Raw genomic sequence first — 20,535 nt, forward strand, 5'->3', positions numbered from 1 at the left:
CAAATTCGACAGGGCGGGAGGAACATGAGCCATATTGTCGTGATCGGGGCCGGCCAGGCCGGCGCATCGCTGGTTGCGCGGCTGCGCAATGACGGCTTTGACGGGACGATCACCCTGATCGGTGCCGAACCGCATCCCCCCTATCAGCGCCCGCCATTGTCCAAGGCATATCTGTTGGGGGAGATGGAGAAGGAGCGCCTGTTCCTGCGGCCCGAAAGCTTTTACGCCGAGAACGATATCACCCTTCGCCTTGGTCAGCCCGTGACCGGCATAGACCCGAAGGCCCGGACCGTGACCGTGGGCGGCGAGGTGATCCAATATGACGAGCTGGCCCTGACCACCGGGTCTGACCCGCGCCGTCTGCCTGCGGCCATAGGCGGTGATTTGGACGGAGTGCATGTCGTGCGCGACCTGGCCCATATCGACGCGATGGAACCCAAGGTGAAGGACGGCGCGCGGGCGCTGATCGTGGGCGGCGGCTACATCGGGCTTGAAGCGGCGGCCGTTTGCGCCAAGCGCGGGGTCAAGGTGACGCTGGTCGAAATGGCGGACCGCATCCTGCAACGGGTCGCTGCGCCTGAAACCAGCGATTATTTCCGCACCCTGCACAGCGAATACGGCGCCGATATCCGCGAAGGCGTCGGGCTGGACCATTTGACGGGCGAAAACGGTCGGGTCACCGGCGCGGTGCTAAGTGACGGGACCAACCTGCCGGTCGATTTCGTCGTGGTCGGCGTGGGCATTACCCCTTCGACGCAACTGGCCGAATTGGCCGGGCTGGAGCTGGATAACGGCATCAAGACCGATGCCCATGGCCGCACGTCCGACCCCAATATCTGGGCGGCGGGCGATTGCGCCTCATTCCCGCACAAGGGCGACCGTATCCGGCTGGAAAGCGTGCCCAATGCCATCGACCAGGCCGAGATCGTGGCCCAGAACATGCTGGGCGCGGCCAGGGATTATGTGGCAAAGCCGTGGTTCTGGTCGGATCAGTTTGACGTCAAGTTGCAAATCGCAGGTCTGAACACCGGCTATGATCGTGTCGTCACGCGGCAGGGCGAAGGGCCAAGCGTTTCCTATTGGTATTATCGGGGCGACCAGCTGATCGCGGTCGATGCCATGAACGACCCGCGCGCCTATATGGTCGGCAAACGTCTGATCGAAATGGGCAAGACCGCCGATCCGGCGGTGGTGGCCGATGCCGGTGCGGATCTCAAACCGCTGCTCAAGGCGTGAGGATCATCGCCGGAGCGTTTCGCGGGCGGGCCCTGACGCCGGTCGGCAAGGGCGATGCGGGCGCGCATCTGCGGCCCACCACGGACCGGGTCCGCGAAAGCCTGTTCAACGTGCTGTCGCATAAGGTTGATTTTGATGGCCTGCGTGTGCTGGACCTGTTTGCAGGCACCGGTGCGCTGGGGCTTGAGGCGCTGTCGCGCGGCGCGGCGCATGCCACCTTTGTCGATGACGGGCGCGTGGCGCAGGGCTTGATCCGCAAGAATATCGACCTGACCCGTTGTGCGGACCGCACCGACCTGATCCGCCGCGATGCGGCGCGGTTGGGCGCGAATACGGGGGCGGGGTTCGATCTGGTATTTCTGGACCCGCCCTATGGCAGGTCGCTAGGGCAAAAGGCGCTGGGCGCCGCGCTGGCCGGGGGCTGGATTGCGCCTGATGCGCTGATCGTCTGGGAAGAAAGCGCGCCGATGGCCGCCCCCGCGGGGTTCGAGCCGGAAGACACGCGCAAATATGGCGATACCCATGTCTCGATGATGTGGCGCGCGGGCAGTCAGGCCGACGCGGCCAGTTGAATGTGCCCGTCGTCCAGGGCCCCTTCCAGATACTGCGCCAGTGACATCACCCGCTCGGCCGCGCCCTTCCCAAGTGGGGTAAGCGTGTATTCCACATGCGGCGGAACAACCTTGTAAGCCTTGCGCAGGATGAATCCGTCCTCTTCCAGCGTTCGCAAGGTTTGGGCCAGCATCCTTTCGCTGACGCCGTCGATCCTGCGCCGCAGGTCGCTGTAGCGTTGGGTGCCCGGAAGAAGCGCCATCAAAACCAATACGCCCCATTTGCTGGTCACGTGGTTGAACAATTCCCGTGACGGGCATTTCGCGCTCATCACATCGGCTTTCATCTGGATTGCGTGTTTTTTCATACTAACAAAATTGTGCGTACTTCCTTTTCGTAAGTTAGGCGTTACATATCGCCCTGTCAACAATCGGAAGAAGGACGCAGACCATGACTTTCGCCGTTACCGGGGCAACCGGACAGCTGGGCCGCCTGGCCATCGAGAAACTGAAAACACTTACCGAGGCGGATAACATCGTCGCGCTGGCGCGCTCGCCTGAAAAACTGTCGGACATGGGCGTTGCGGCGCGTGCGTTTGACTATACCAAACCCGAAATGCTGGTCCCGGCATTGCAGGGCGTCACGGTGCTGGCCCTGATTTCGTCGAGCGATTTCAACGACCGCACCGGCCAGCACCGCAACGTGATCGAGGCCGCCAAGGCCGCCGGGGTACAACGCATCGTCTATACTTCGATCACCCGTGCCGACAGCTCGCCCATGATGATCGCGCAGGATCACAAGGCGACCGAGCAGCTGTTGGCGGGCTCGGGCCTGCAAGTCACGGTGCTGCGCAACGGGTGGTACATCGAGAATTGGACCGACAGCCTGAAACCTTCGATCCAGGCCGGCGGAATGGTCGGAAGCGTCGGCACCGGCCGCGTCAGCCCCGCAACCCGCCAGGATTACGCCGAGGCGCTTGCCGCGGCTGTCGCGGGGTCCGGGCATGAAAACCAGACCTATGAACTGGGTGGTGATCCATTCACACTGGCGGATATGGCGGTCGAGGTGTCGGCGCAAACCGGCCAGGACATCCGCTATACCTCGCTGCCCAAGGACGACTATGCCGGTGTCCTGATCTCGGTCGGGCTGCCGGAACCGGTCGCGGCCTTTATCGCCGACGCCGAGGCAGGGGCCGCCGACGGATGGCTGTTGGACGAAAGCGGTGCGCTGGCCACGCTGATCGGGCGCGCGCCGACACCGATGAAGCAGGCCGTCGCCACGGCGCTGGCCTGATACCGGTGCCGTGACCGCGCATCCTGTCGCGGTCACGGCAACATGGTGCGGCAAAATGCGTTTGCCCGATTGCAGCCGCGTCCGACCTTGGATAGGCCCTGTCGCAGGTCAACAACGGAGCTGCCCATGCATGATCTTGTCATTTTCGATTGCGACGGCGTTCTGGTCGACAGCGAGGTCATCGCGAACCGGGCGCTTGTCCGTAACCTTGCCGGATACGGCCTGACGCTGACGTTGGAGGAATGCATGTCGCGGTTCGTCGGCGGCACGATGGTCGGTGTCAGGGACAAGGCGCGCAGCCTCGGGGCGGATCTGCCCGAAGATTGGGTCAACGAGGTCTATGGCGAGATTTACGCGGCCTTGCAGGCTGGCGTGCCATTGATTGATGGTATCGTCGCGTTGCTGGACACACTGGACCAAAACAAGGTGCCGTTTTGCGTGGCGTCCAACGGCAGCCCGGTCAAGATGGAGATCACGTTGGGCCAGAACGGCCTGTGGGACCGGTTTCGCGACGTCATGTTCTCGGCCCATGTCCTGGGAACCGCCAAGCCCGACCCAACCATGTTTCGCACCGCCGCAGCGCATTTTGGCGCGCAGTCCCCCGTTGTCATCGAAGACAGCCCAAGCGGCGTGACTGCCGCCATCCGTGCGGATATGCGGTGCCTGGGCTATGCCGCCCATGACGATGGGGCAAGGTTGGCCGACATTGGCGCAGAAGTGTTTTCCGACATGGCCGACGTACCGGGTCTTTTGGGTCTTTGATCCATCCGCTATCCACTGGTCCGAGTGGCGTTTCGCCTCCCGGTCAGCCGCGCCCAAACGCGCCCAAACTTCGGTAACACCTTAAGGTCAGGCATGTTTCTGCGAGTTTCTCGCAGAAACGGGTGGATCAGGATGAATAGGTCGGGTGGAACTTGCCGCCGGGTGAAAGCGTGAAAATCTCAACCCCATTTGCGGTGACGCCGACCGAATGTTCAAACTGTGCCGACAGCGACTTGTCGCGGGTTACGGCGGTCCAGTCATCGGCCAGGGTCTTGGTTTCCGGGCGGCCAAGGTTGACCATCGGTTCGATGGTAAAGAACATGCCCTCTTCCAGAACGGCACCCGTTCCCGGACGGCCATAATGCAGCACGTTTGGCGGCGCGTGGAACACCCGGCCCAGCCCGTGGCCGCAGAAATCGCGGACAACGCTCATCCGGTGTGCCTCGACATAGGCCTGAATGGCGTGGCCGATATCGCCGAACGTATTGCCGGGCTTGACCGTTTCGATCCCCTTGAACAGGGCGTCATGGGTTACCTGGATCAACCTTTCCGCCTTGCGCGGCAGTTTCCCGGCCACATACATGCGCGAGGTGTCGCCATACCAGCCATCCACGATCACGGTGACATCGATATTCAGAATATCGCCATCCTTCAGCTTTTTCTCGCCGGGGATACCGTGGCAAACGACATGGTTCACGCTGATGCAACTGGCGTGCTGATAGCCCTTGTATCCGATCGTGGCCGAGGTCGCGCCCGCATCTTCGACCATCTGCGTGATGATCCGGTCGATCTCGCCCGTTGTCTGGCCGGGAAAGACGTGGCTTGCGACATCATCGAGAATGCGCGCAGCCAAGGCCCCCGCCGCGTGCATCCCGGCAAAGTCACCTTGTTCGTAAATGCGGATACCGTCCTTTGTCAGGCGGCCACGATGGTCCTTCATCGACGCTAAGCTCCAAATGTTTCGCGCAGCATTTCTTTTACGCTGCTTGTGCAGAAAGTACCAGAGGGAGTTGGCCCATACCGTTCAGATGGCGCAGGCGCGTTCGAGTTCAAGGAACGGCCGGAAATGCGCGGCCAAACGGGTACGCACGATGGGGGGCTGCACTGGCGCGCATGCCTATCGCGCCAAGCCCTGCGATTAAATCCGTGACCTTGGAACCTAGTTCGAAAAACGCGCGCGTACTTCTTGCATGTCAAGCTTGTGCTCGGTCAGCCGCTCGGGTTCCCACTCGCTTCGTTCGGCTTCGAAAAAGTCGCCGCCATAGACATGCAGGGCGGCCGTCAGTCGCGGGATCGGGTTGGTGACCGAATGGATGATATCCGGCCCCATCGGACAGACGTCACCCGTCGTCAACGCTTTTGCACCGGCCGCTTCGATCAGCCCGTCCGGGTGATCCTTGATGCGCCGCCAAAAGATATTGTCCTCGCGGCCGCCATAAATACCGATCACGGCCCACATTTCGTGGTTATGAGGCGGAATCGTCGTTGATGGTTTCCAGGCCAGATTCACAATCGTCAGTTTGGGCGATTCGTAGATTGGCGAAATCCCGGGTTCCGTCGGTTCCCCCAGCGCCGCAATGACCGCAGAGGGGTCGGACATGGCACGGCGCACTACCTCGGCGACCGATTTGTGGGTCGGGTCTTTGTCGACGGCGTTGATGCAGTCGGCAACAAATGTGTCAATGTCAAACATATGCAAGCCCTTGCTGCGGCCCAGCATACCACAATTGCAGGTTTTTGTCTGCGGGACCGGCCCTGTCGCCTGAATACCCTATCCCGAGACCGCGTAAGATTTTTCCGTATCCACCCAAACGCCCTGGGGCGAAATGCGCGTTCCGTAGATCAGCCGTTCGACGCCTTGTGCCTGCGCCGCTGAAAATGCCGCCGCGTAGGCCGGATCGATATCGGCGGCCAGTGCAAAGCGGTCGCAATCGGTGCGCTGGACCAGATACAACATGATCGCCCGATGCCCATGTTGTGCCATCGCGGCCAGTTCGCCCAGGTGTTTGGTGCCGCGCGCGGTGACGCTGTCGGGAAATTCGGCCAGGCCGGATTGGCGCGAAAGCGTCACGCTTTTGACTTCGACATAGGCATCCGCAAGGCCGGGTTGGGTCAGCAGAAAATCGATGCGGCTGTTTTCACCGTATTTCACCTCGGGCCGGACGGTTCGGTATCGGGCCAGTTCGGGAATTTCGCCAGCCTCAAGCGCCGCGCGCAGGGCCTTGTTCGGCACCGATGTGTCGACGCCGGTAAAATGGCCATTCTCATGATCGACCAGCCGCCAACCGAATTTCAGCTTTTTCCGGGGGTCGTCATTCGGTTCAAGCCAGATTTTCTCGCCCGGCGCGGCCAGGCCCATCATGGACCCCGGATTGGCACAATGGGCGGTCACTTCGCGCCCGTCCTCCAGCCTGCAATCGGCCAGAAAGCGCTTGTAACGGCGGATAAGGCGGGCGGGCACAAGAGATGCGGCAAACTTCATGGGGTCAGCCATACCCTGCGCCCGTCCGCCTGGGAAGGGTCAGACCAGACCGGCCATGACGCCGCCATCAACGTCCCAGATCGCGCCGGTCACCCAGCTGGCATTGTCCGACAGCAAATGGGTCACTGTATTCGCGATATCCTCGGGGCGACCGACACGCCCGACCGGGTGAAACGCGTCGAACATGCCGGTCACGGTTTCCTCGATCTTGTCGGGGTCGATAAAGGCGCCAAAGATCGGTGTCACAACGATGGCAGGGGAAATGGCGTTTACGCGGATATTATGCGGGGCCAGTTCCATGGCCAGGTGTTGCGTCAGGCTGTGAATGCCCGCCTTGGCCATGGAATAGGCCGAGGACGGCGTCGCCCGAACGGCCTGTTTGGCCCACATAGAGCCTATGTTGACAATATTTCCGCCCCCGTTTGCCTTCATGTTTTCGGCCACGGCCTGGGTGATGAAGAACGTCGCACGGTTCAGCCCCATGTACCGGTCATAGTCTTCGGCCCCATGTTCCAAAAAGGGTTTGGGCGCAAAGATGCCGGCCGCATTGACCAGCCCCTGAATATGCCCGCTGTCTGCGCGTATCCAATCGGTCAGCGCGGCGACTTGCGCGCTGTCCTGAAGGTCGGTTTGCCGGGTTTCGGCAGCCTGGCCCAGTTCAGCCCTGGCTGCATCCAGCTTGTCGCCCGTTGATCCGACCAGGGTAACATGCCCGCCCTGAGCCACGATCTTGCGGGCGGTGGCCAGCCCCATGCCGCTGGATCCGCCGATGATGAGTGTTGTTTGGTTTGTCATGTCTTTTTCCTTACCTACTGATAGATAGGCATATTGGACTGGGAAATTCCAAATCAAGCCCCTATCTGAAGGTAGATAGAAATTCTTGTTCACGGATGCGTGACCCATGACGACGAACCACGAACCCACGGCACAGAAAGAATATTCGGAAACCGCCAGCCGAATTCTGGATGTGGCGGAACGCATGGCCCGGCAAGGCGGCTATAACGCGTTCAGCTTTCGCGATATCGCCAACGAAATCGGCATTAAATCGGCCAGCATCCATTACCACTTTCCCACCAAAGAGACCCTGGCCGCAGCCCTTGTCGAGCGTTATACGGACCGGTTTCTTCGCGCGCTGGGACAGCCGGACGACGCCGAGCCGGATCAGATGCTGAACCGGTATATAGACGCGTGCCGATCCGCGATCGTCGCGCAGGACCTGATGTGCCTATGTGGTATGTTCGGGGCTGAAATTGCGCGGTTGCCCTTGCCCGTCGCGGACCGGACCGGTGTGTTCTTTGACCGCAACATTGCCTGGCTGAGGGCCGTCTTCGAAAAGGCCGGGGCCGCTGACCCCCATGCGCGGGCTGCCCAGACCCTTGCCGCGCTCGAAGGTGCGATGATCCTGGCCCGGACCCTGGGGAATGTCGATCTGTTTGACACGGTCGCGGCGGGCGTAACCCGCGAATTCCGCTGACAGTCTCTAATCAGGCCTTGCAGGCACAAGTGGCGCGGGTATCTTGCCGGTGCTCCCACGATGAAAGGACGGATCATGTCTAATCCAACCGCTGCGATGCTTGTGATCGGGGACGAAATCCTGTCGGGGCGTACACGCGACGCCAATATGCATTTTCTCGCGCAAGAGCTGACAAAGTTTGGGGTCGACCTGAAAGAAGTGCGCGTCGTCAGCGACGAGGCCCCTGCCATCGAAAGCGCGGTCAGGGCGTTGTCGGACGATTTCGACCATGTCTTTACCAGCGGTGGAATAGGCCCGACCCATGACGATATCACCGCAGATTGCATTGCTCGTGCGTTCGGGGCGCATATCGATGTCCGGGCAGACGCGCGGGCGCTGCTTGAGGCGCATTACGAAAAGTCCGGAAAGGAACTGAACGAGGCCCGGTTGCGGATGGCGCGCATCCCGGACCCGGCAACTCTGATCGACAACCCGGTATCGACCGCGCCGGGGTTCACCATCGAAAACGTCCATGTGATGGCCGGCGTGCCTTCGGTGTTTCAGGCGATGGTCGCCAGTGTCCTGCCAACGCTCACCGGCGGACGCCCCTTGTTGTCGCAAACGCTGCGCGTCGACCGGGGCGAAGGGGATATCGCCGCGACGCTGTCGGCGCTGGCCGAAGAATTCGCCGATCTGTCCATCGGTTGCTATCCATTCCAGATCAACGGCGTGTTCGGCGCAAACGTGGTCGTGCGCGGCACCGAAGGGGCCCGCATCGACGCGGCCATGACCAGATTGGCGCGGGCGCTTGAGGAATGAATGTTCATTGGCCCGACGTGGTAGACGGCACTTGGCCAGCTGCCAGCTATGAAACAATTGGGCCGTTTATGGTGCGCCAGGGCCTGGGCGGCGGGTCGCGTGTCTCGGCGGCAACTCGCGTCGGTGATGTGACCGCAACCGATATCGAGGTCGCCGAAGCGGCCATGCTGGCCATGGGCCAAAAACGCATATTTTGCCTGCGACCGGGCGATGAGGCGCTGGATGCCGCGTTGGAGCAGCGAGAGTATGACATTCTGGACCCGGTCAATATCTTTGCCTGCCCGGCGGCGGTGCTGACAGATAAGCCGGTTCCGCCGGTCACCGCCTTTGCCATTTGGGAGCCGCTGGCGATCATGCGCGAAATCTGGGCGAAAGGCGGTATCGGGCCTGAGCGTCTGGCGGTGATGGATCGGGCTGCCGGGCCAAAGACCGGGTTGCTGATCCGGCGTTCCGATCAACCTGCCGGCGTGGCCTTTGTGGCAATCCACCAGGGTATCGCGATGGTGCATGCGCTGGAAATCCTCCCGGATCACCGCCGCAAGGGGCTGGGCCAATGGGCCATGCGCGCCGCGGCCTTTTGGGCGCTGGACAATGGCGCGCAGACCCTTAGCGTTATTTGCACCAAGGCCAATCAGGGCGCCAACGGCCTGTACAACGCGTTGGGGATGCAAAATGTCGGCGGGTATCACTACCGCCATCGCGTCTGAAGGGAGAGAGACAATCGTGACCGATCAGGACAAGCCCACCGCGCTGGATCTGCCCATGGTGGACCCGCTGCCCCCCGAGACCCAGAAATATTTCGACATCTGCGTTGAAAAGCTGGGCATGATCCCGAACGTGCTGAAGGCCAACGCGTTCGACATCGACAAGCTGAACACCTTTACAGCGATGTATAACGACCTGATGCTGGCCGATAGCGGCCTGACCAAGCTGGAACGCGAAATGATTGCCGTGGTCGTTTCGTCGATCAACAAATGCTTTTACTGCCTTGTCGCCCATGGCGCGGCTGTCCGGCAGCTGTCGGGTGATCCGCAATTGGGCGAAATGCTGGTGATGAACTACCGCGTCGCGCCGCTGGATACGCGACAACGAGCAATGTTGGATTTCGCGGCAAAGATGACCACCGCCAGCGCCGAAATCGAAGAACCGGACCGCCAGGCCCTGCGCGATGCGGGGTTTTCGGACCGCGATATCTGGGACATCGCCAACGTGGCCGGGTTTTTCAACATGTCCAACCGCGTTGCCAGCGCGACGGCCATGGTCCCGAACCCGGAATATCACGCGCAACACCGATGATCCGTACGCTTGCCCTGCTGATCATGACCCTTTGCGGTCCTGCGGTCGCGCAGGACCTGACCCTGCCCGCCGGGTCGCGCCTGGTAAGCGAGCGGACCAGTGCATTGGACAGCTATGATCTTCCGGTTGGTGTCTTTGCTGACGGCACAATACCGGTGCGCCAGGTCGAAGGGCGCGTCGAACGGTTCACCTGGCGCATGCAGGTCGGGGCAAGCACGACCTTGCAGATCATGGCGCCGATGCGCGAACAGATCGAGGCGCAGGGCTACGAAATCCTGTTTCAGTGCGAAGCGCGCGCCTGTGGCGGCTTTGACTTCCGGTACGGGACCGAGGTCGTGCCAACGCCGGATATGTATGTCGCCATCAATGACTATCGGTTCCTGTCTGCCCAACGCGGCACGGATGTGCTGAGCCTGCTGGTCAGCCGCAATGCGCCGGACGGGTGGGTTCAACTGATCCGGGTGACATCGGACCTGTCCGCGCCTGCGCTGACACCGACGGCCCGACCCCCCGAGCCCGGCAGCGATGCGCTGATTTCGACCCTGGTGCAGGACGGGCACGTCACCCTGAGGGATCTCAGCTTTCAGACCGGCGAGGTGGCGCTTGGCCCCGGACCTTTCCCGTCATTGACCCGGCTGGCAGCCTATCTGGCCGCCAATCCGGGAACCCGGCTGGCTTTAGTTGGCCATACCGATGATACCGGTGATCTGCAGACCAATATTGCCGTCAGCACCCGGCGCGCCGAGGCCGTTCGCACCCGGCTGATCGACGCCCATGGCGTCGCGCCGGACCGGATCGAGGCGAAAGGCGTGGGTTACCTGGCGCCGATTACGTCAAATGCGACAGCGCAGGGCCGCGACCTGAACCGCCGGGTCGCGGCGGTATTGCTGGTCAATTAAACTCCGGTGCCCGGGAAAAAAAGACCCGCATCAGGTGATGCGGGCCGTCCAGTTTCCACGGGGAGAATTCACCAGTCCATCGGACCTTTTTCAGCAAAGGAATCGACGAGAAAATCAATGAAGGCCCGGACCTTGGGCTGGGTAAACCGGCCCGGCGGGTAAACCGCGTATACGCCCTGAACCTCGTCAGGCAGTGAGGGCATGGCGTCGACCACCTCGCCCGATTTCAACGCATCCGCATACAGATAGCTGGGCAGATAGGCGATCCCCAGCCCTGAGATGGCGGCGTTCAGCAGCGACTGCCCGTCATTCACGCTGAGCCATCCGGCGGTGCGGACCTGCCGTTTTTCGCCCGAAGGCGCGGTCAGTTTCCAGACATTGCCCGAAGATTGGCTGGAATAGTGCAGCAGCTTGTGTTCATTCAGGTCGTCGATCTTCAGGGGGCGGCCGAATTTTTCGACATAGCTGGGCGCGGCCACCATGCGCTTGACCGTTTCGGTCAGCTTGCGGGCGCGCAATGTGCTGTCTTCAAGTTCGCCGATGCGAACGGCGACGTCGAACCCTTCCGAGATCAGCTCAACATATCGGTTGTTCAGCACCATGTTCACGGTGATGTCGGGGAAGGCCGACAGGAAATCCGACAGGACCGGCGACAAGTGGTTCACGCCAAAATCGGTCGCCACGCTGATACGCAACAGCCCCGACGGTGCTGATTGCATCGACGTGACCAGCGCATCGGCCTCACCTGCATCGTTCAGGACGCGGCGCGCGCGGTCATAATAGGCCAGACCGATCTCGGTCGGTGAAACGCGACGGGTCGTGCGGTTCAGCAGGCGCGCACCCAATCGTGCCTCAAGGCTCGACACGTGTTTTGACACGGCCGATTTGGAAATGCCCATCTTCTTGGCCGCATCGGTAAAGCCGCCCTGGTCCACCACATTGGCGAAGGCCTCCATTTCGGTCAGTCGGTCCATACTTCTACCCCAGGTCTTGGTTCTTTGCCTGACATTGGCCGCCAATCTGGGCGGAAACGGGGCATACATGGGATAATATCAGGGATTTGAATCGGATCGTTTGCTGTACGGAAACGCGGAAACAGTGGTTTCCAAATGGCCACGGGCCTGTTTCTGCCGGGTTTTTCCCGTGATTGGCCGACCATGTTATGCTCAGAATGGCAAGATTGTGACCAAGGAGGAAATTATGAAAACGTTTTTTGCCGCCGCCGCCCTTAGCCTGATTGCGTCTGTCGCAATGGCCGGGGGTGAAACGCCTGCCAGCCCCGATGCAAAAGTGTATTTCGTGAATCTGGCGGATGGCGATACGGTTCAATCGCCCGTTACTGTCGTGTTTGGCCTCAGCGGTATGGGCGTTGCCCCGGCTGGAACGGAAAAGGAAAATACGGGCCACCATCACCTTTTGATCGACCGCCCGCCGCTGGGGCAGGGCGCTGATGGCGCGGATGAGCTGGCCTATGGCATCCCGGCGGATGACAATCACCTGCATTTCGGTGGCGGCCAGACCGAGGTAACGCTGGACCTTGCGCCGGGGGCGCACACGCTGCAACTGGTATTGGGGGATGCAGGCCACGTTCCGCATGCCACGCCGGTTGTTTCCGACGTCATAACAATCACGGTCGAATGACGGTCAGACTCTGAACTGCTCGGCAAACTGCGCGGCGCCAATACGGGTGAACCTGATAACGCGGCTGTCGGGTTTGCGCGCCAGCCAGCCGATCTGTTCCATCCGCGCCAGCATCGCGCGGCCCAGCTTGCCGGCCAGGTGCGTTTCCCGCTCGCTCCAGTCCAGGCAGGGTCGGCACAGCGGGGCGCGGCTTTTGTTCAGGGCGGCAAGATCAATGCCAAATCCGGTGCAGAACCGGGCCCCGGATTCGGTCAAGGCGACCGTGTCATCAGTCACGGTCACGAACCCCTTGGCGCGCATGGCGGTGAACAACTGCACGCCCTTGCTGCCGGCCAGGTGGTTATAGCAGACCCGCGCATCCCGCATTTCGGCGTCATTTGGGCCAGTGCGTGTGCGCAGGTGCCCACGCCTTGCGGCCAGACCCATCAGGTTTTCCAACGCAAGTGCCACGTCTTCGCCAGACAGCCCGTAATATTTGTGGCGCCCCTGTCCGCGGACACGGACCAATCCGCCATCCAGCAGTTTTCTCAGATGGGAACTGGCGGTTTGCGGGCTGATGCCAGCCTCGCGCGCAAGTTCTCCGGCGGTCAGCGCCTTGCCCGACATCAGCGCCGACAGCATGTTCGCGCGCGCAGGGTCACCGATCAGTGCTGCGATCTGTGCGATATCCGGTCCGTCTTTCATAGTTCGATCATAGTCGAAACATGAGCGTCATCCAAGAGGGTATTCTGAACCCCGTACCCAACCGGAGGCCACCATGCTGACCTGTATCATCCGCTACCAGATCGACCCGACAAGGAAAGACCAGTTTCAAACCTATGCGCGCAATTGGGGGCAGGCGATCCCGCGCTGCGGCGCCGACCTGATCGGTTACTACGCCCCGCACGAAGGGTCTTCGACGCTGGCCTATGGCATCTACGACATTCCCAATCTGGCCGAATACGAAGCCTATCGTGCTCGTCTGGCAGTCGACCCGCTGGGTCAGCAGAACTATGCCTTTGCCCAAAAGGAACGCTTTATCCTGCGCGAGGACCGGACCTGGCTCAAACGCGTGTCCACACCGAAGGGAGAGACCGCATGATCGCAGTCATTTTTGAGGTCGAACCAGCCGAAGGCGAAACCCAGACCTATCTGGACATCGCGGCCGACCTGAGGCCGCTGCTGGACCAGATCGACGGCTTTATCTCGGTCGAGCGGTTTCAAAGCCTGGCCTCGCCCGGCAAATACTTGTCGCTGTCCTTTTGGCGGGGCGAGGCGGCGGTGGCGGAATGGCGTGGCATGACCCAACATCGCGGGGCGCAATCGCGCGGACGAGCGGGATTGTTTCAGGGTTACCGCCTGCGGGTGGCTACCGTGTCTCGCGATTATGGTCTGACCGACCGGGATCAGGTGCCGGAAGACCTGCGCAAACCGAGGCGTTGAAACCCGCGCCTTTACTTGCCGTCAAATCTGGGAAAGCATGTGACGGAATTGAAAGGGTTGCCGATGTCTTTGGAATTCATTCTGACCTCGCTGATCGTGGTCTTGTTGCCCGGCACCGGCGTTATCTATACGCTGGCCGTCGGGCTTGGCCGCGGCTTTCGCGCCAGCACGGCGGCGGCGATCGGCTGCACGCTGGGAATTGTCCCGGCGGCCGTGGCCAGCATCATCGGGCTTGCGGCCCTGCTGCACACAAGTGCACTGGCGTTTCAGGTGCTCAAATACCTTGGCGTCCTGTACCTGTTTTATATGGCATGGGGCATCGTGCGGGACGGTGGCGCGATGGAGCTCAGCACCGATAAATCCGCGGCAGGCTACCGCAAAACCGTGGTCACCGGCATCCTGATCAATGTGCTCAATCCAAAGCTGTCGCTGTTCTTTCTGGCCTTCCTGCCGCAATTTCTGCCCGCCGGTACGGCAAATGCCAGTGCCCAGTTGATCATGCTTGCGCTTGTCTTCATGGCGATGACGCTGGTTGTCTTTGTCGCCTATGGGGCCTGTGCAGCCCTGGCGCGCGACTATGTCATCCGGCGCCCCTCTGTCATGGCGTGGATCAGGCGCTGCTTTGCGACAGCTTTTGGTGCGTTGGGCGTCAAGCTGGCCCTGGCGGATTAGACCGACAGGGCCTTTGGCTCACAGCTCTGCCGCCAACCGGGTGCCCTGGTTGATGGCGCGCTTGGCGTCCAGCTCGGCGGCCACATCCGCACCGCCGATCACATGACACCCGATCCCACGTTCGATCAGCGTGTCGGCCAGTGACCGTTCCGAGACCTGACCGGAACACAGAACAATCGTATCGGCGGCGATGACGGTTGGGTCCGCGCGGTCCTCGCCAAAGCTGACATGCAGGCCGTCATCGTCGATGCGTTCGTAATTCACGCCGCCCACGAAATTGACATCCTTCATCTTCAGCGTGGCGCGGTGAATCCAGCCGGTTGTCTTGCCCAGCCCCTTGCCATGCGCCTGTTTCTTGCGTTGCAGCAACGTGACCTGCCGCTTTGGCGCCGCAGGCTGAGGCCCTTCGGGGGCAAGGCCCGATCGATGCTCTGCGGGGTCGGTCACGCCCCATTCCTTCATCCATAGGGGCAGATCGATGGTCGGGCTGTGGCCGTCTTCCAGCAGGAATTCCGACACGTCAAAGCCAATACCGCCCGCGCCGATTACCGCGGCGGATTTCCCGACCTCGGCCTTGTCGCGCAGCACGTCGATATAGCTGATCACATTGTCGCGGTCCTGCCCCGGAATCTGCGGGTCGCGCGGGGTGACGCCGGTGGCGATGACAACCTCGTCAAAGCCGACAAGATCATCCGCTGATACGTCGCAGTTCAACTCGACCCGAACACCCAGGTCCGCAATCATCGTGCGGTACCAGTCGACCAGCCCCCAGAACTCCTCTTTCCCCGGAACCTGCTTTGCCATGTTCAACTGCCCGCCAATCTCGGCGGCGCGGTCGAACAGGGTCACGTCATGGCCGCGCTGGGCGGCGGTCATGGCGGTGGACAGACCCGCCGGGCCCGCGCCCACGATGGCAACCTTTTTCGCCGCATCCGCCTTGGTGATGACCAATTCGGTCTCGTGGCAGGCGCGCGGATTGACCAGGCACGAGGTCAGCTTGCCGCTGAACGTGTGGTCCAGGCAGGCCTGGTTGCAGGCGATGCAGGGCGCGATCTGCGCGGATTGACCGGCGATGGCCTTGTTCACGAAATCCGCATCGGCCAGCATGGGCCGGGCCAGCGACACCATGTCGGCGCAACCGGTCGACAGGACCTCTTCGGCGACCTCGGGCGAGTTGATCCGGTTCGAGGTGATCACCGGGATGCCCACCTTGCCCATCAATTTCTTGGTTACCCATGCAAAGGCCGCGCGCGGAACGCTGGTGGCAATCGTCGGAATCCGCGCCTCATGCCAGCCGATGCCGGTGTTGATGATCGTGGCTCCGGCCTGTTCGATGCGCTGCGCCAGTTCGACAACCTCGTCATGGGTGGAACCGTTGGGGATCAGGTCAATCATCGACAGGCGATAGATGATGATGAAATCGGTGCCCACGGCCTCACGCGTGCGGCGCACCACTTCGATTGGCAGGCGCATCCGGTTTTCATAAGACCCGCCCCAGCGGTCAGTGCGCTTGTTGGTGTGGGTGACCAGGAACTGGTTCAGGAAATACCCCTCGGACCCCATGATCTCGACCCCGTCATAGCCCGCTTTTTGGGCCAGAACTGCCGCGTTGACGATATCGCTGATCTGCTTCTTGATCCCGTCTTCATCCAGCTCATTCGGCGGAAAGGGCGAGATCGGAGATTTCACCGGGCTGGGTGCCACGCATTTCGGCCCATAAGCATAGCGCCCCGCATGCAGGATCTGCATGGCGATCTTGCCGCCCGCCTCATGCACGCGCCGGGTGACGATTGCGTGGTTCGTGACCTCTTTGTCGTTGGTCATCATCGACGCGCCGGGCAGAACCGAGCCTTCGAGGTTTGGACCAATCCCGCCCGTCACCATCAGCGCCACACCGCCGCGGGCACGATCGGCATAGAACTCGGCCACCCGGTTCCAGTCGCCGGTTTCCTCAAGCCCTGTGTGCATCGAACCCATAAGCACGCGGTTTTTCAGCGTGGTAAAGCCCAGGTCCAGCGGGGCCAGCATGTTTGGGTACGCAGTCATGGCGAACTCTCCCTCCCGAAATACGAGGGTTAGATTGACGTGAACGTAAAGCTTGTCACGCGAAACCTAACGTCACCCCCTTTGCGGACCTGACGGTGCTTGTTACAGGTGGACCGAACAACCCATGAGGCCGCGCATGACCCCCGAAGAAATCGCCAAACTGCCCTATCGCCCCTGTGTCGGGCTGATGCTGATGAATGCGCAGGGCCAGATTTTCGTCGGCCAGCGCAACGACCGCCACAAGGATGCCTGGCAGATGCCGCAGGGCGGCGTGGACAAGGGCGAAGACCCCCGCGATGCGGCGCTGCGCGAACTGTGGGAAGAAACCGGCGTCACCGCCGATCTGGTTGAGATCATCGCCGAGACCGAAGGCTGGCTGCCCTATGACCTGCCTCACGACATCGTGCCGAAGATCTGGAAAGGCCGTTATCGCGGGCAGGAGCAGAAATGGTACCTGATGCGGTTTCTGGGGAAGGACGAGCAGATCAACATCGAAACCGATCATCCCGAGTTCACCCGGTGGAAATGGCAGGAGCCAGCCCGGCTGATCGAAGAGATCGTGCCGTTCAAGCGGGATGTTTACATGAAAGTGGTGGAGGCGTTTGGGGCGTATTTGGGGTGAGGGCTGTTTGTCTGCTTCGAGCCCAAACTTACAAGCTACGCAAACTGTTCCTTCACCAGAACACCGTAAGTTTTGCCATATGCGCTCGAAACATTTCTAAGGCATCAATTGGTAAGATTGCTCCATCTTCGAGCAATATCTTGGTTCGGATTAATTCAGGGCCAAACTCTCTTTCATGGTAAAAGAACACGATTTCGATCTCCCGCCGACTTGCAATGTCTTGCTCAGAGACAAATCCTGATAAAGCGTCTCCGCGCATACGTGTTGAACTTGTCTTCAGGCATCGACCGGTGCCGCTTACCACTAATTCTGCACAAAATATCTTACGTTCTGAAAGATACCTTTCGCTCAAACTTCCATAGTGTTCAAACCTATAAGGCGTGATGGCTTCCAAGATAGCTGTGACCGGAGAAGCGCATTCTAAGCAGGTGTACTTGATAAATGCTTCATTGAACTCGGCAGACCAGATTCCCTCTTTTTCAAGGTTGGCGATGAGGTATGACCCGTCAAGGCGACCAAAGCGAGTGCCTTCTGCAAAGCTTGTCTGTGCAAACAAAATTGTGGCGATAGCCATCAAGTGAGTAAGAAGTTTCAATGGCCATCCTGCATTCAAAGTTACTTTTGCTTACTGGGTTTATGGCGTAAATAAAAAAGTCTGGCTCGAAGCTATTCAACGGCAACTTTGTCCCGCAAAACGGCCCCCTTCAAACCAGCCCCTCTTCCCGCAGCAACTCGACCATATTCGCCTCGGGGCGGGGTCCGATATGGCTGATCACCTCGCGGGCGCAGACATTGCCCATGCGGGCGCAGGTCTCGTAATCGCGACCCGTGGCCATGCCGAACAGGAAACCGGCGGCGAACTGGTCGCCGGCGCCGGTGGCATCCACAGGCACGACCTTTTGCACGGGTACGTCGATGCGGGCCTCGCCGTTCAGCACCGTCACCCCGTCGCCGGACCGGGTGCAGACGACCAGAGGGCAGATCTCAGCCGTTTTCGCCAGCGCTTCCTCAAGATCGTCGGTTTCGAACAGCGATTTGATCTCGGCTTCGTTGCCGATGACGAAATCCAGCTCATGCTCGATCAGCAGCAGGAAGTCGGACCGGTGCCGTTCGACGCAGAACGGGTCGGAGATGGCGATGCCGGTCTTGCCGCCGCCCTTGTGGCAGTCGCGCGCGGCCTCAAGAAACGCGGCCTTGCCCTTTTCCTTGTCGAACAAATAGCCTTCAAGGAACATGATCTGGCTGTTGCCCGCCACGTCGCTGGATACGTCTTTCGAGGACAGCTCGGACGAGATGCCCAGATAGGTGTTCATCGACCGCTCGCCATCGGGCGACACAAAGATCATCGAGCGCGAGGTCGGCAGTTCGCCGCCCGCGACCGGAGGGTTGACGAAATCGACCCCGTCTTCGTTCATTGCATCGGCATAGAAGCGTCCCAGCGCGTCGTCATGGACGCGCCCGATGAAAGCGGCCTCAAGCCCCAGCGCGCCAGCCCCCGCGATGGTGTTGGCGACCGAACCGCCCGGCGTCTGCACGCGGCTTTCCATCGCGCCATACAGCACCTCGCCCCGGTCGCGTTCGATCAGTTGCATGATGCCCTTTTCGATCCCCATCAGTTCAAGGAAATTGTCATCGGCCTGGGAAATCACGTCCACAACGGCATTTCCGATGCCGACAAGCTGGTAGGTTTTCATTGGGTTTTGTCCTCGAATTGACAGAGATCGCGGATGATGCAGGTGGGGCATTGCGGCTTGCGCGCCTTGCAATGATAGCGGCCGTGCAGAATCAGCCAGTGATGCGCATGCAGCTGAAAATCGACCGGAATGTTGTCTTCGATGGCGCGTTCAACTGCGTCCACATGTTTGCCCGGGCAGATGCCGGTGCGGTTGCCGACGCGAAAGATATGCGTGTCCACCGCCTGCGCCGGATACCGCCACCACATGTTCAGAACAACATTGGCGGTCTTGCGCCCGACACCGGGCAGCGATTGCAGCGCGGCGCGGGAATTGGGCACTTCGCCGCCATAGTCGTCAACCAGAATGCGGCTGAGTTTGATGACGTTCTTGGCCTTCTGGCGAAACAGGCCGATGGTCTTGATATGTTCGATCAGACCCTCTTCGCCCAGATCCAGCATCTTTTGCGGCGTATCGGCGATCTGGAACAGCGCGCGCGTGGCCTTGTTGACCCCCGCATCGGTGGCTTGCGCCGACAGCGCCACCGCGACGACCAGGGTGTAGACGTTCACATGATCCAGCTCACCCTTGGGATCGGGGTCGGCGTCCTGGAAACGCGTAAAGATCTCGCGGATCGTGTGGTAATCAAGTTGCTTTGCCATCCGCGCCTTAATGCCGCCCGTTGGTCAGTGACACAAGCCCAAAGCCAATGCGCAAGTTTCGGGTCGCCCTGGCCGCGGCCGAGCGGCTAAGATCGGAGCAGTTGAGCAAGAGGTGCACGCCATGAATGTCCAGACCCGTGAAGGCGGCTATCACTATAACGTCATGCGCCGGGCGATCGAGTTGATCGACCAGGGCGGTGAAACCCTCAGCCTTGAGGAACTGGCCCGCCAGATGGATATGAGCCCCGCGCATTTTCAGCGCCTGTTCTCACGCTGGACCGGCGTGTCGCCCAAGCGGTATCAGCAATACCTGACATTGGGCCACGCCAAGGCGTTGCTGCGCGAACGGTTCACGACGCTTGAGACCGCGCATAATGTCGGCCTCTCGGGCAGCGGGCGCCTGCACGATCTGTTCCTGAAATGGGAATCCATGAGCCCCGGTGAATACGCCCGCAGGGGCGCGGGCCTGACGATTTTTTGGGGCTGGTTCGAAAGCCCCTTTGGCCCGGCACTGGTCATGGGTACGGACAAGGGCATCTGTGGCATCGCCTTCGGCGCCGAAACCGGCGAGGAAGAGGCGATGGAGGACATGCTGTCGCGATGGCCGCAGGCCGCGTTCGTAGAAGACCCGATGCGCCTGCATCCTTGGGTTTTGAGCGCTTTTGGCGCAGCGGGTGGCCGTTTGGAGCCGACGCCATTGTATCTGATCGGCTCGCCCCTGCAGATCAAGGTCTGGGAGGCGCTGATGCATATCCCCTCGGGGCAGGTCACCACCTATTCCGAGATTGCACAGCGCGTGGGGTCACCGCAGGCGGTGCGGGCGGTGGGCACGGCGGTGGGCCGAAACCCGGTCAGCTGGCTGATCCCCTGTCACCGGGCGCTGCGCAAATCGGGGGGCTTGGGTGGTTATCACTGGGGGCTGCCCGTCAAGCGCGCCATGCTGGCCTTTGAGGCGGCACAGGCCGATGCCTGATTGACAGCGGGGTTTTGGCCTGCCAAAAGGCG

The 20,535-nt window shown here is 61.0% G+C and carries 26 protein-coding genes; 15 read left to right on the forward strand and 11 right to left on the reverse strand.

The genetic code is table 11. The features are described from left to right. Positions 1-24: 24 nt before the first annotated feature. Both ACXAG8_RS09755 and rsmD read left to right on the forward strand, forming a co-directional pair. Entirely contained in the window at positions 25-1,236 is a 1,212-nt protein-coding gene (locus ACXAG8_RS09755) for an NAD(P)/FAD-dependent oxidoreductase (RefSeq protein ID WP_475223674.1), read from the forward strand. Next, complete coding sequence (gene rsmD / locus ACXAG8_RS09760) at positions 1,233-1,808, forward strand: 16S rRNA (guanine(966)-N(2))-methyltransferase RsmD (protein ID WP_475223675.1); 576 nt, start codon at positions 1,233-1,235, stop codon at positions 1,806-1,808. Before ACXAG8_RS09755 ends, rsmD begins: the two co-directional genes overlap by 4 nt. Here the strand turns inward: rsmD and ACXAG8_RS09765 are convergent. After that, a complete protein-coding gene (locus ACXAG8_RS09765) occupies positions 1,787-2,155 on the reverse strand; it encodes a winged helix-turn-helix transcriptional regulator (RefSeq protein ID WP_475223676.1) in 369 nt (122 codons plus the stop codon). The two genes, rsmD and ACXAG8_RS09765, sit on opposite strands and share 22 nt — an antisense overlap. Before the next feature lie 83 nt (positions 2,156-2,238). Between ACXAG8_RS09765 and ACXAG8_RS09770 the strand changes: the two genes are divergently transcribed. Together ACXAG8_RS09770 and ACXAG8_RS09775 are read left to right on the forward strand one after the other, a co-directional pair. Then, complete coding sequence (locus tag ACXAG8_RS09770; RefSeq protein WP_475223677.1) at positions 2,239-3,081, forward strand: SDR family oxidoreductase; 843 nt, start codon at positions 2,239-2,241, stop codon at positions 3,079-3,081. A gap of 126 nt (positions 3,082-3,207) precedes the next feature. Further along, entirely contained in the window at positions 3,208-3,843 is a 636-nt protein-coding gene (locus ACXAG8_RS09775) for an HAD family hydrolase (protein WP_475223678.1), read from the forward strand. Positions 3,844-3,970: 127 nt separating this feature from the next. On the opposite strand, the gene map is transcribed toward ACXAG8_RS09775, so the two are convergent. The 4 genes from map to ACXAG8_RS09795 all read right to left on the reverse strand — a co-directional run bounded on the left by map (position 3,971) and on the right by ACXAG8_RS09795 (position 7,120). Beyond that, positions 3,971-4,783 (reverse strand): type I methionyl aminopeptidase, encoded by an 813-nt coding sequence (map, locus tag ACXAG8_RS09780; protein WP_475223679.1) that lies wholly within the window; start codon positions 4,781-4,783, stop codon positions 3,971-3,973. A 219-nt stretch (positions 4,784-5,002) separates the two neighbouring features. Beyond that, positions 5,003-5,536 carry a hypothetical protein gene (locus ACXAG8_RS09785; RefSeq protein WP_475223680.1) on the reverse strand — a complete coding sequence of 178 codons (534 nt, stop codon included), beginning with the start codon at positions 5,534-5,536 and terminating at the stop codon, positions 5,003-5,005. A 78-nt stretch (positions 5,537-5,614) separates the two neighbouring features. After that, positions 5,615-6,325, reverse strand: coding sequence for a DNA/RNA nuclease SfsA (sfsA, locus tag ACXAG8_RS09790; protein WP_475224147.1), 711 nt, complete (start codon positions 6,323-6,325; stop codon positions 5,615-5,617). A 39-nt stretch (positions 6,326-6,364) separates the two neighbouring features. Further along, positions 6,365-7,120 carry an SDR family NAD(P)-dependent oxidoreductase gene (locus ACXAG8_RS09795; protein ID WP_475223681.1) on the reverse strand — a complete coding sequence of 252 codons (756 nt, stop codon included), beginning with the start codon at positions 7,118-7,120 and terminating at the stop codon, positions 6,365-6,367. 106 nt (positions 7,121-7,226) lie between these two features. On the opposite strand from ACXAG8_RS09795, the gene ACXAG8_RS09800 reads away from it, so the two are divergent. The 5 genes from ACXAG8_RS09800 to ACXAG8_RS09820 all read left to right on the forward strand — a co-directional run bounded on the left by ACXAG8_RS09800 (position 7,227) and on the right by ACXAG8_RS09820 (position 10,792). Next, complete coding sequence (locus ACXAG8_RS09800) at positions 7,227-7,799, forward strand: TetR/AcrR family transcriptional regulator (RefSeq protein WP_475223682.1); 573 nt, start codon at positions 7,227-7,229, stop codon at positions 7,797-7,799. Between the two features lie 75 nt (positions 7,800-7,874). Continuing rightward, complete coding sequence (locus ACXAG8_RS09805) at positions 7,875-8,597, forward strand: competence/damage-inducible protein A (protein WP_475223683.1); 723 nt, start codon at positions 7,875-7,877, stop codon at positions 8,595-8,597. After that, entirely contained in the window at positions 8,594-9,304 is a 711-nt protein-coding gene (locus ACXAG8_RS09810; RefSeq protein WP_475223684.1) for a GNAT family N-acetyltransferase, read from the forward strand. Before ACXAG8_RS09805 ends, ACXAG8_RS09810 begins: the two co-directional genes overlap by 4 nt. Positions 9,305-9,320: 16 nt before the next feature. Continuing rightward, the gene (locus ACXAG8_RS09815; protein ID WP_475223685.1) at positions 9,321-9,893 is read left to right on the forward strand and encodes a peroxidase-related enzyme; all 573 of its coding nucleotides are present in this window, start codon (positions 9,321-9,323) and stop codon (positions 9,891-9,893) included. After that, positions 9,890-10,792 carry an OmpA family protein gene (locus tag ACXAG8_RS09820; protein ID WP_475223686.1) on the forward strand — a complete coding sequence of 301 codons (903 nt, stop codon included), beginning with the start codon at positions 9,890-9,892 and terminating at the stop codon, positions 10,790-10,792. Before ACXAG8_RS09815 ends, ACXAG8_RS09820 begins: the two co-directional genes overlap by 4 nt. Positions 10,793-10,860: 68 nt before the next feature. Here the strand turns inward: ACXAG8_RS09820 and ACXAG8_RS09825 are convergent, their stop codons facing one another. Beyond that, positions 10,861-11,766 carry a LysR family transcriptional regulator gene (locus ACXAG8_RS09825; protein WP_475223687.1) on the reverse strand — a complete coding sequence of 302 codons (906 nt, stop codon included), beginning with the start codon at positions 11,764-11,766 and terminating at the stop codon, positions 10,861-10,863. A 226-nt stretch (positions 11,767-11,992) separates the two neighbouring features. On the opposite strand from ACXAG8_RS09825, the gene ACXAG8_RS09830 reads away from it, so the two are divergent. Continuing rightward, complete coding sequence (locus ACXAG8_RS09830; RefSeq protein WP_475223688.1) at positions 11,993-12,433, forward strand: DUF4399 domain-containing protein; 441 nt, start codon at positions 11,993-11,995, stop codon at positions 12,431-12,433. 3 nt (positions 12,434-12,436) lie between these two features. On the opposite strand, the gene ACXAG8_RS09835 is transcribed toward ACXAG8_RS09830, so the two are convergent. Beyond that, positions 12,437-13,117 carry an ArsR/SmtB family transcription factor gene (locus ACXAG8_RS09835; protein ID WP_475223689.1) on the reverse strand — a complete coding sequence of 227 codons (681 nt, stop codon included), beginning with the start codon at positions 13,115-13,117 and terminating at the stop codon, positions 12,437-12,439. Between the two features lie 73 nt (positions 13,118-13,190). Here ACXAG8_RS09835 and ACXAG8_RS09840 point away from each other — a divergent pair, with 73 nt between their 5' ends. The 3 genes from ACXAG8_RS09840 (at position 13,191) to ACXAG8_RS09850 (ending at position 14,527) form a co-directional block, all read left to right on the forward strand. Beyond that, positions 13,191-13,514 carry an NIPSNAP family protein gene (locus tag ACXAG8_RS09840; RefSeq protein ID WP_475223690.1) on the forward strand — a complete coding sequence of 108 codons (324 nt, stop codon included), beginning with the start codon at positions 13,191-13,193 and terminating at the stop codon, positions 13,512-13,514. Beyond that, positions 13,511-13,855 carry an antibiotic biosynthesis monooxygenase family protein gene (locus tag ACXAG8_RS09845; protein ID WP_475223691.1) on the forward strand — a complete coding sequence of 115 codons (345 nt, stop codon included), beginning with the start codon at positions 13,511-13,513 and terminating at the stop codon, positions 13,853-13,855. The genes ACXAG8_RS09840 and ACXAG8_RS09845 overlap by 4 nt, the downstream gene beginning before the upstream one ends. Positions 13,856-13,918: 63 nt before the next feature. Then, a complete protein-coding gene (locus ACXAG8_RS09850; RefSeq protein WP_475223692.1) occupies positions 13,919-14,527 on the forward strand; it encodes a LysE family translocator in 609 nt (202 codons plus the stop codon). 18 nt (positions 14,528-14,545) lie between these two features. Here the strand turns inward: ACXAG8_RS09850 and ACXAG8_RS09855 are convergent, their stop codons facing one another. Next, positions 14,546-16,573: an FAD-dependent oxidoreductase gene (locus ACXAG8_RS09855; RefSeq protein WP_475223693.1), complete on the reverse strand. Its 2,028-nt coding sequence runs from the start codon at positions 16,571-16,573 to the stop codon at positions 14,546-14,548. Positions 16,574-16,709: 136 nt separating this feature from the next. Here ACXAG8_RS09855 and ACXAG8_RS09860 point away from each other — a divergent pair, with 136 nt between their 5' ends. Beyond that, the gene (locus tag ACXAG8_RS09860; RefSeq protein WP_475223694.1) at positions 16,710-17,195 is read left to right on the forward strand and encodes an RNA pyrophosphohydrolase; all 486 of its coding nucleotides are present in this window, start codon (positions 16,710-16,712) and stop codon (positions 17,193-17,195) included. A 52-nt stretch (positions 17,196-17,247) separates the two neighbouring features. Here ACXAG8_RS09860 and ACXAG8_RS09865 read toward each other — a convergent pair whose 3' ends face one another. The 3 genes from ACXAG8_RS09865 to nth all read right to left on the reverse strand — a co-directional run bounded on the left by ACXAG8_RS09865 (position 17,248) and on the right by nth (position 19,530). Then, positions 17,248-17,790: a hypothetical protein gene (locus ACXAG8_RS09865; protein ID WP_475223695.1), complete on the reverse strand. Its 543-nt coding sequence runs from the start codon at positions 17,788-17,790 to the stop codon at positions 17,248-17,250. 109 nt (positions 17,791-17,899) lie between these two features. Then, positions 17,900-18,889 (reverse strand): adenosine kinase, encoded by a 990-nt coding sequence (locus ACXAG8_RS09870; protein ID WP_475223696.1) that lies wholly within the window; start codon positions 18,887-18,889, stop codon positions 17,900-17,902. Then, positions 18,886-19,530, reverse strand: a complete 645-nt coding sequence (gene nth / locus ACXAG8_RS09875; RefSeq protein WP_475223697.1) for an endonuclease III — start codon at positions 19,528-19,530, stop codon at positions 18,886-18,888. The genes ACXAG8_RS09870 and nth overlap by 4 nt, the downstream gene beginning before the upstream one ends. Before the next feature lie 121 nt (positions 19,531-19,651). On the opposite strand from nth, the gene ACXAG8_RS09880 reads away from it, so the two are divergent. Continuing rightward, positions 19,652-20,503 carry a methylated-DNA--[protein]-cysteine S-methyltransferase gene (locus ACXAG8_RS09880; protein WP_475223698.1) on the forward strand — a complete coding sequence of 284 codons (852 nt, stop codon included), beginning with the start codon at positions 19,652-19,654 and terminating at the stop codon, positions 20,501-20,503. Positions 20,504-20,535: the final 32 nt, after the last annotated feature.

The organism is Ruegeria sp. ABD4_443 (assembly GCF_056160865.1).

Excerpts from the sequence above, each read along its gene's own strand:
- nth (WP_475223697.1), bottom strand. The coding sequence starts at position 19,530 with ATGGCAAAGCAACTTGATTACCACACGATCCGCGAGATCTTTACGCGT.
- ACXAG8_RS09805 (WP_475223683.1), top strand. The coding sequence starts at position 7,875 with ATGTCTAATCCAACCGCTGCGATGCTTGTGATCGGGGACGAAATCCTG.
- sfsA (WP_475224147.1), bottom strand. The coding sequence starts at position 6,325 with ATGAAGTTTGCCGCATCTCTTGTGCCCGCCCGCCTTATCCGCCGTTAC.
- ACXAG8_RS09785 (WP_475223680.1), bottom strand. The coding sequence starts at position 5,536 with ATGTTTGACATTGACACATTTGTTGCCGACTGCATCAACGCCGTCGAC.
- ACXAG8_RS09840 (WP_475223690.1), top strand. The coding sequence starts at position 13,191 with ATGCTGACCTGTATCATCCGCTACCAGATCGACCCGACAAGGAAAGAC.
- ACXAG8_RS09795 (WP_475223681.1), bottom strand. The coding sequence starts at position 7,120 with ATGACAAACCAAACAACACTCATCATCGGCGGATCCAGCGGCATGGGG.
- ACXAG8_RS09835 (WP_475223689.1), bottom strand. The coding sequence starts at position 13,117 with ATGAAAGACGGACCGGATATCGCACAGATCGCAGCACTGATCGGTGAC.
- ACXAG8_RS09765 (WP_475223676.1), bottom strand. The coding sequence starts at position 2,155 with ATGAAAAAACACGCAATCCAGATGAAAGCCGATGTGATGAGCGCGAAA.
- ACXAG8_RS09775 (WP_475223678.1), top strand. The coding sequence starts at position 3,208 with ATGCATGATCTTGTCATTTTCGATTGCGACGGCGTTCTGGTCGACAGC.
- ACXAG8_RS09810 (WP_475223684.1), top strand. The coding sequence starts at position 8,594 with ATGAATGTTCATTGGCCCGACGTGGTAGACGGCACTTGGCCAGCTGCC.
- ACXAG8_RS09860 (WP_475223694.1), top strand. The coding sequence starts at position 16,710 with ATGACCCCCGAAGAAATCGCCAAACTGCCCTATCGCCCCTGTGTCGGG.
- map (WP_475223679.1), bottom strand. The coding sequence starts at position 4,783 with ATGAAGGACCATCGTGGCCGCCTGACAAAGGACGGTATCCGCATTTAC.
- ACXAG8_RS09770 (WP_475223677.1), top strand. The coding sequence starts at position 2,239 with ATGACTTTCGCCGTTACCGGGGCAACCGGACAGCTGGGCCGCCTGGCC.
- ACXAG8_RS09855 (WP_475223693.1), bottom strand. The coding sequence starts at position 16,573 with ATGACTGCGTACCCAAACATGCTGGCCCCGCTGGACCTGGGCTTTACC.
- ACXAG8_RS09845 (WP_475223691.1), top strand. The coding sequence starts at position 13,511 with ATGATCGCAGTCATTTTTGAGGTCGAACCAGCCGAAGGCGAAACCCAG.
- ACXAG8_RS09830 (WP_475223688.1), top strand. The coding sequence starts at position 11,993 with ATGAAAACGTTTTTTGCCGCCGCCGCCCTTAGCCTGATTGCGTCTGTC.
- ACXAG8_RS09755 (WP_475223674.1), top strand. The coding sequence starts at position 25 with ATGAGCCATATTGTCGTGATCGGGGCCGGCCAGGCCGGCGCATCGCTG.
- ACXAG8_RS09820 (WP_475223686.1), top strand. The coding sequence starts at position 9,890 with ATGATCCGTACGCTTGCCCTGCTGATCATGACCCTTTGCGGTCCTGCG.
- ACXAG8_RS09800 (WP_475223682.1), top strand. The coding sequence starts at position 7,227 with ATGACGACGAACCACGAACCCACGGCACAGAAAGAATATTCGGAAACC.
- ACXAG8_RS09825 (WP_475223687.1), bottom strand. The coding sequence starts at position 11,766 with ATGGACCGACTGACCGAAATGGAGGCCTTCGCCAATGTGGTGGACCAG.
- ACXAG8_RS09880 (WP_475223698.1), top strand. The coding sequence starts at position 19,652 with ATGAATGTCCAGACCCGTGAAGGCGGCTATCACTATAACGTCATGCGC.
- ACXAG8_RS09870 (WP_475223696.1), bottom strand. The coding sequence starts at position 18,889 with ATGAAAACCTACCAGCTTGTCGGCATCGGAAATGCCGTTGTGGACGTG.
- ACXAG8_RS09850 (WP_475223692.1), top strand. The coding sequence starts at position 13,919 with ATGTCTTTGGAATTCATTCTGACCTCGCTGATCGTGGTCTTGTTGCCC.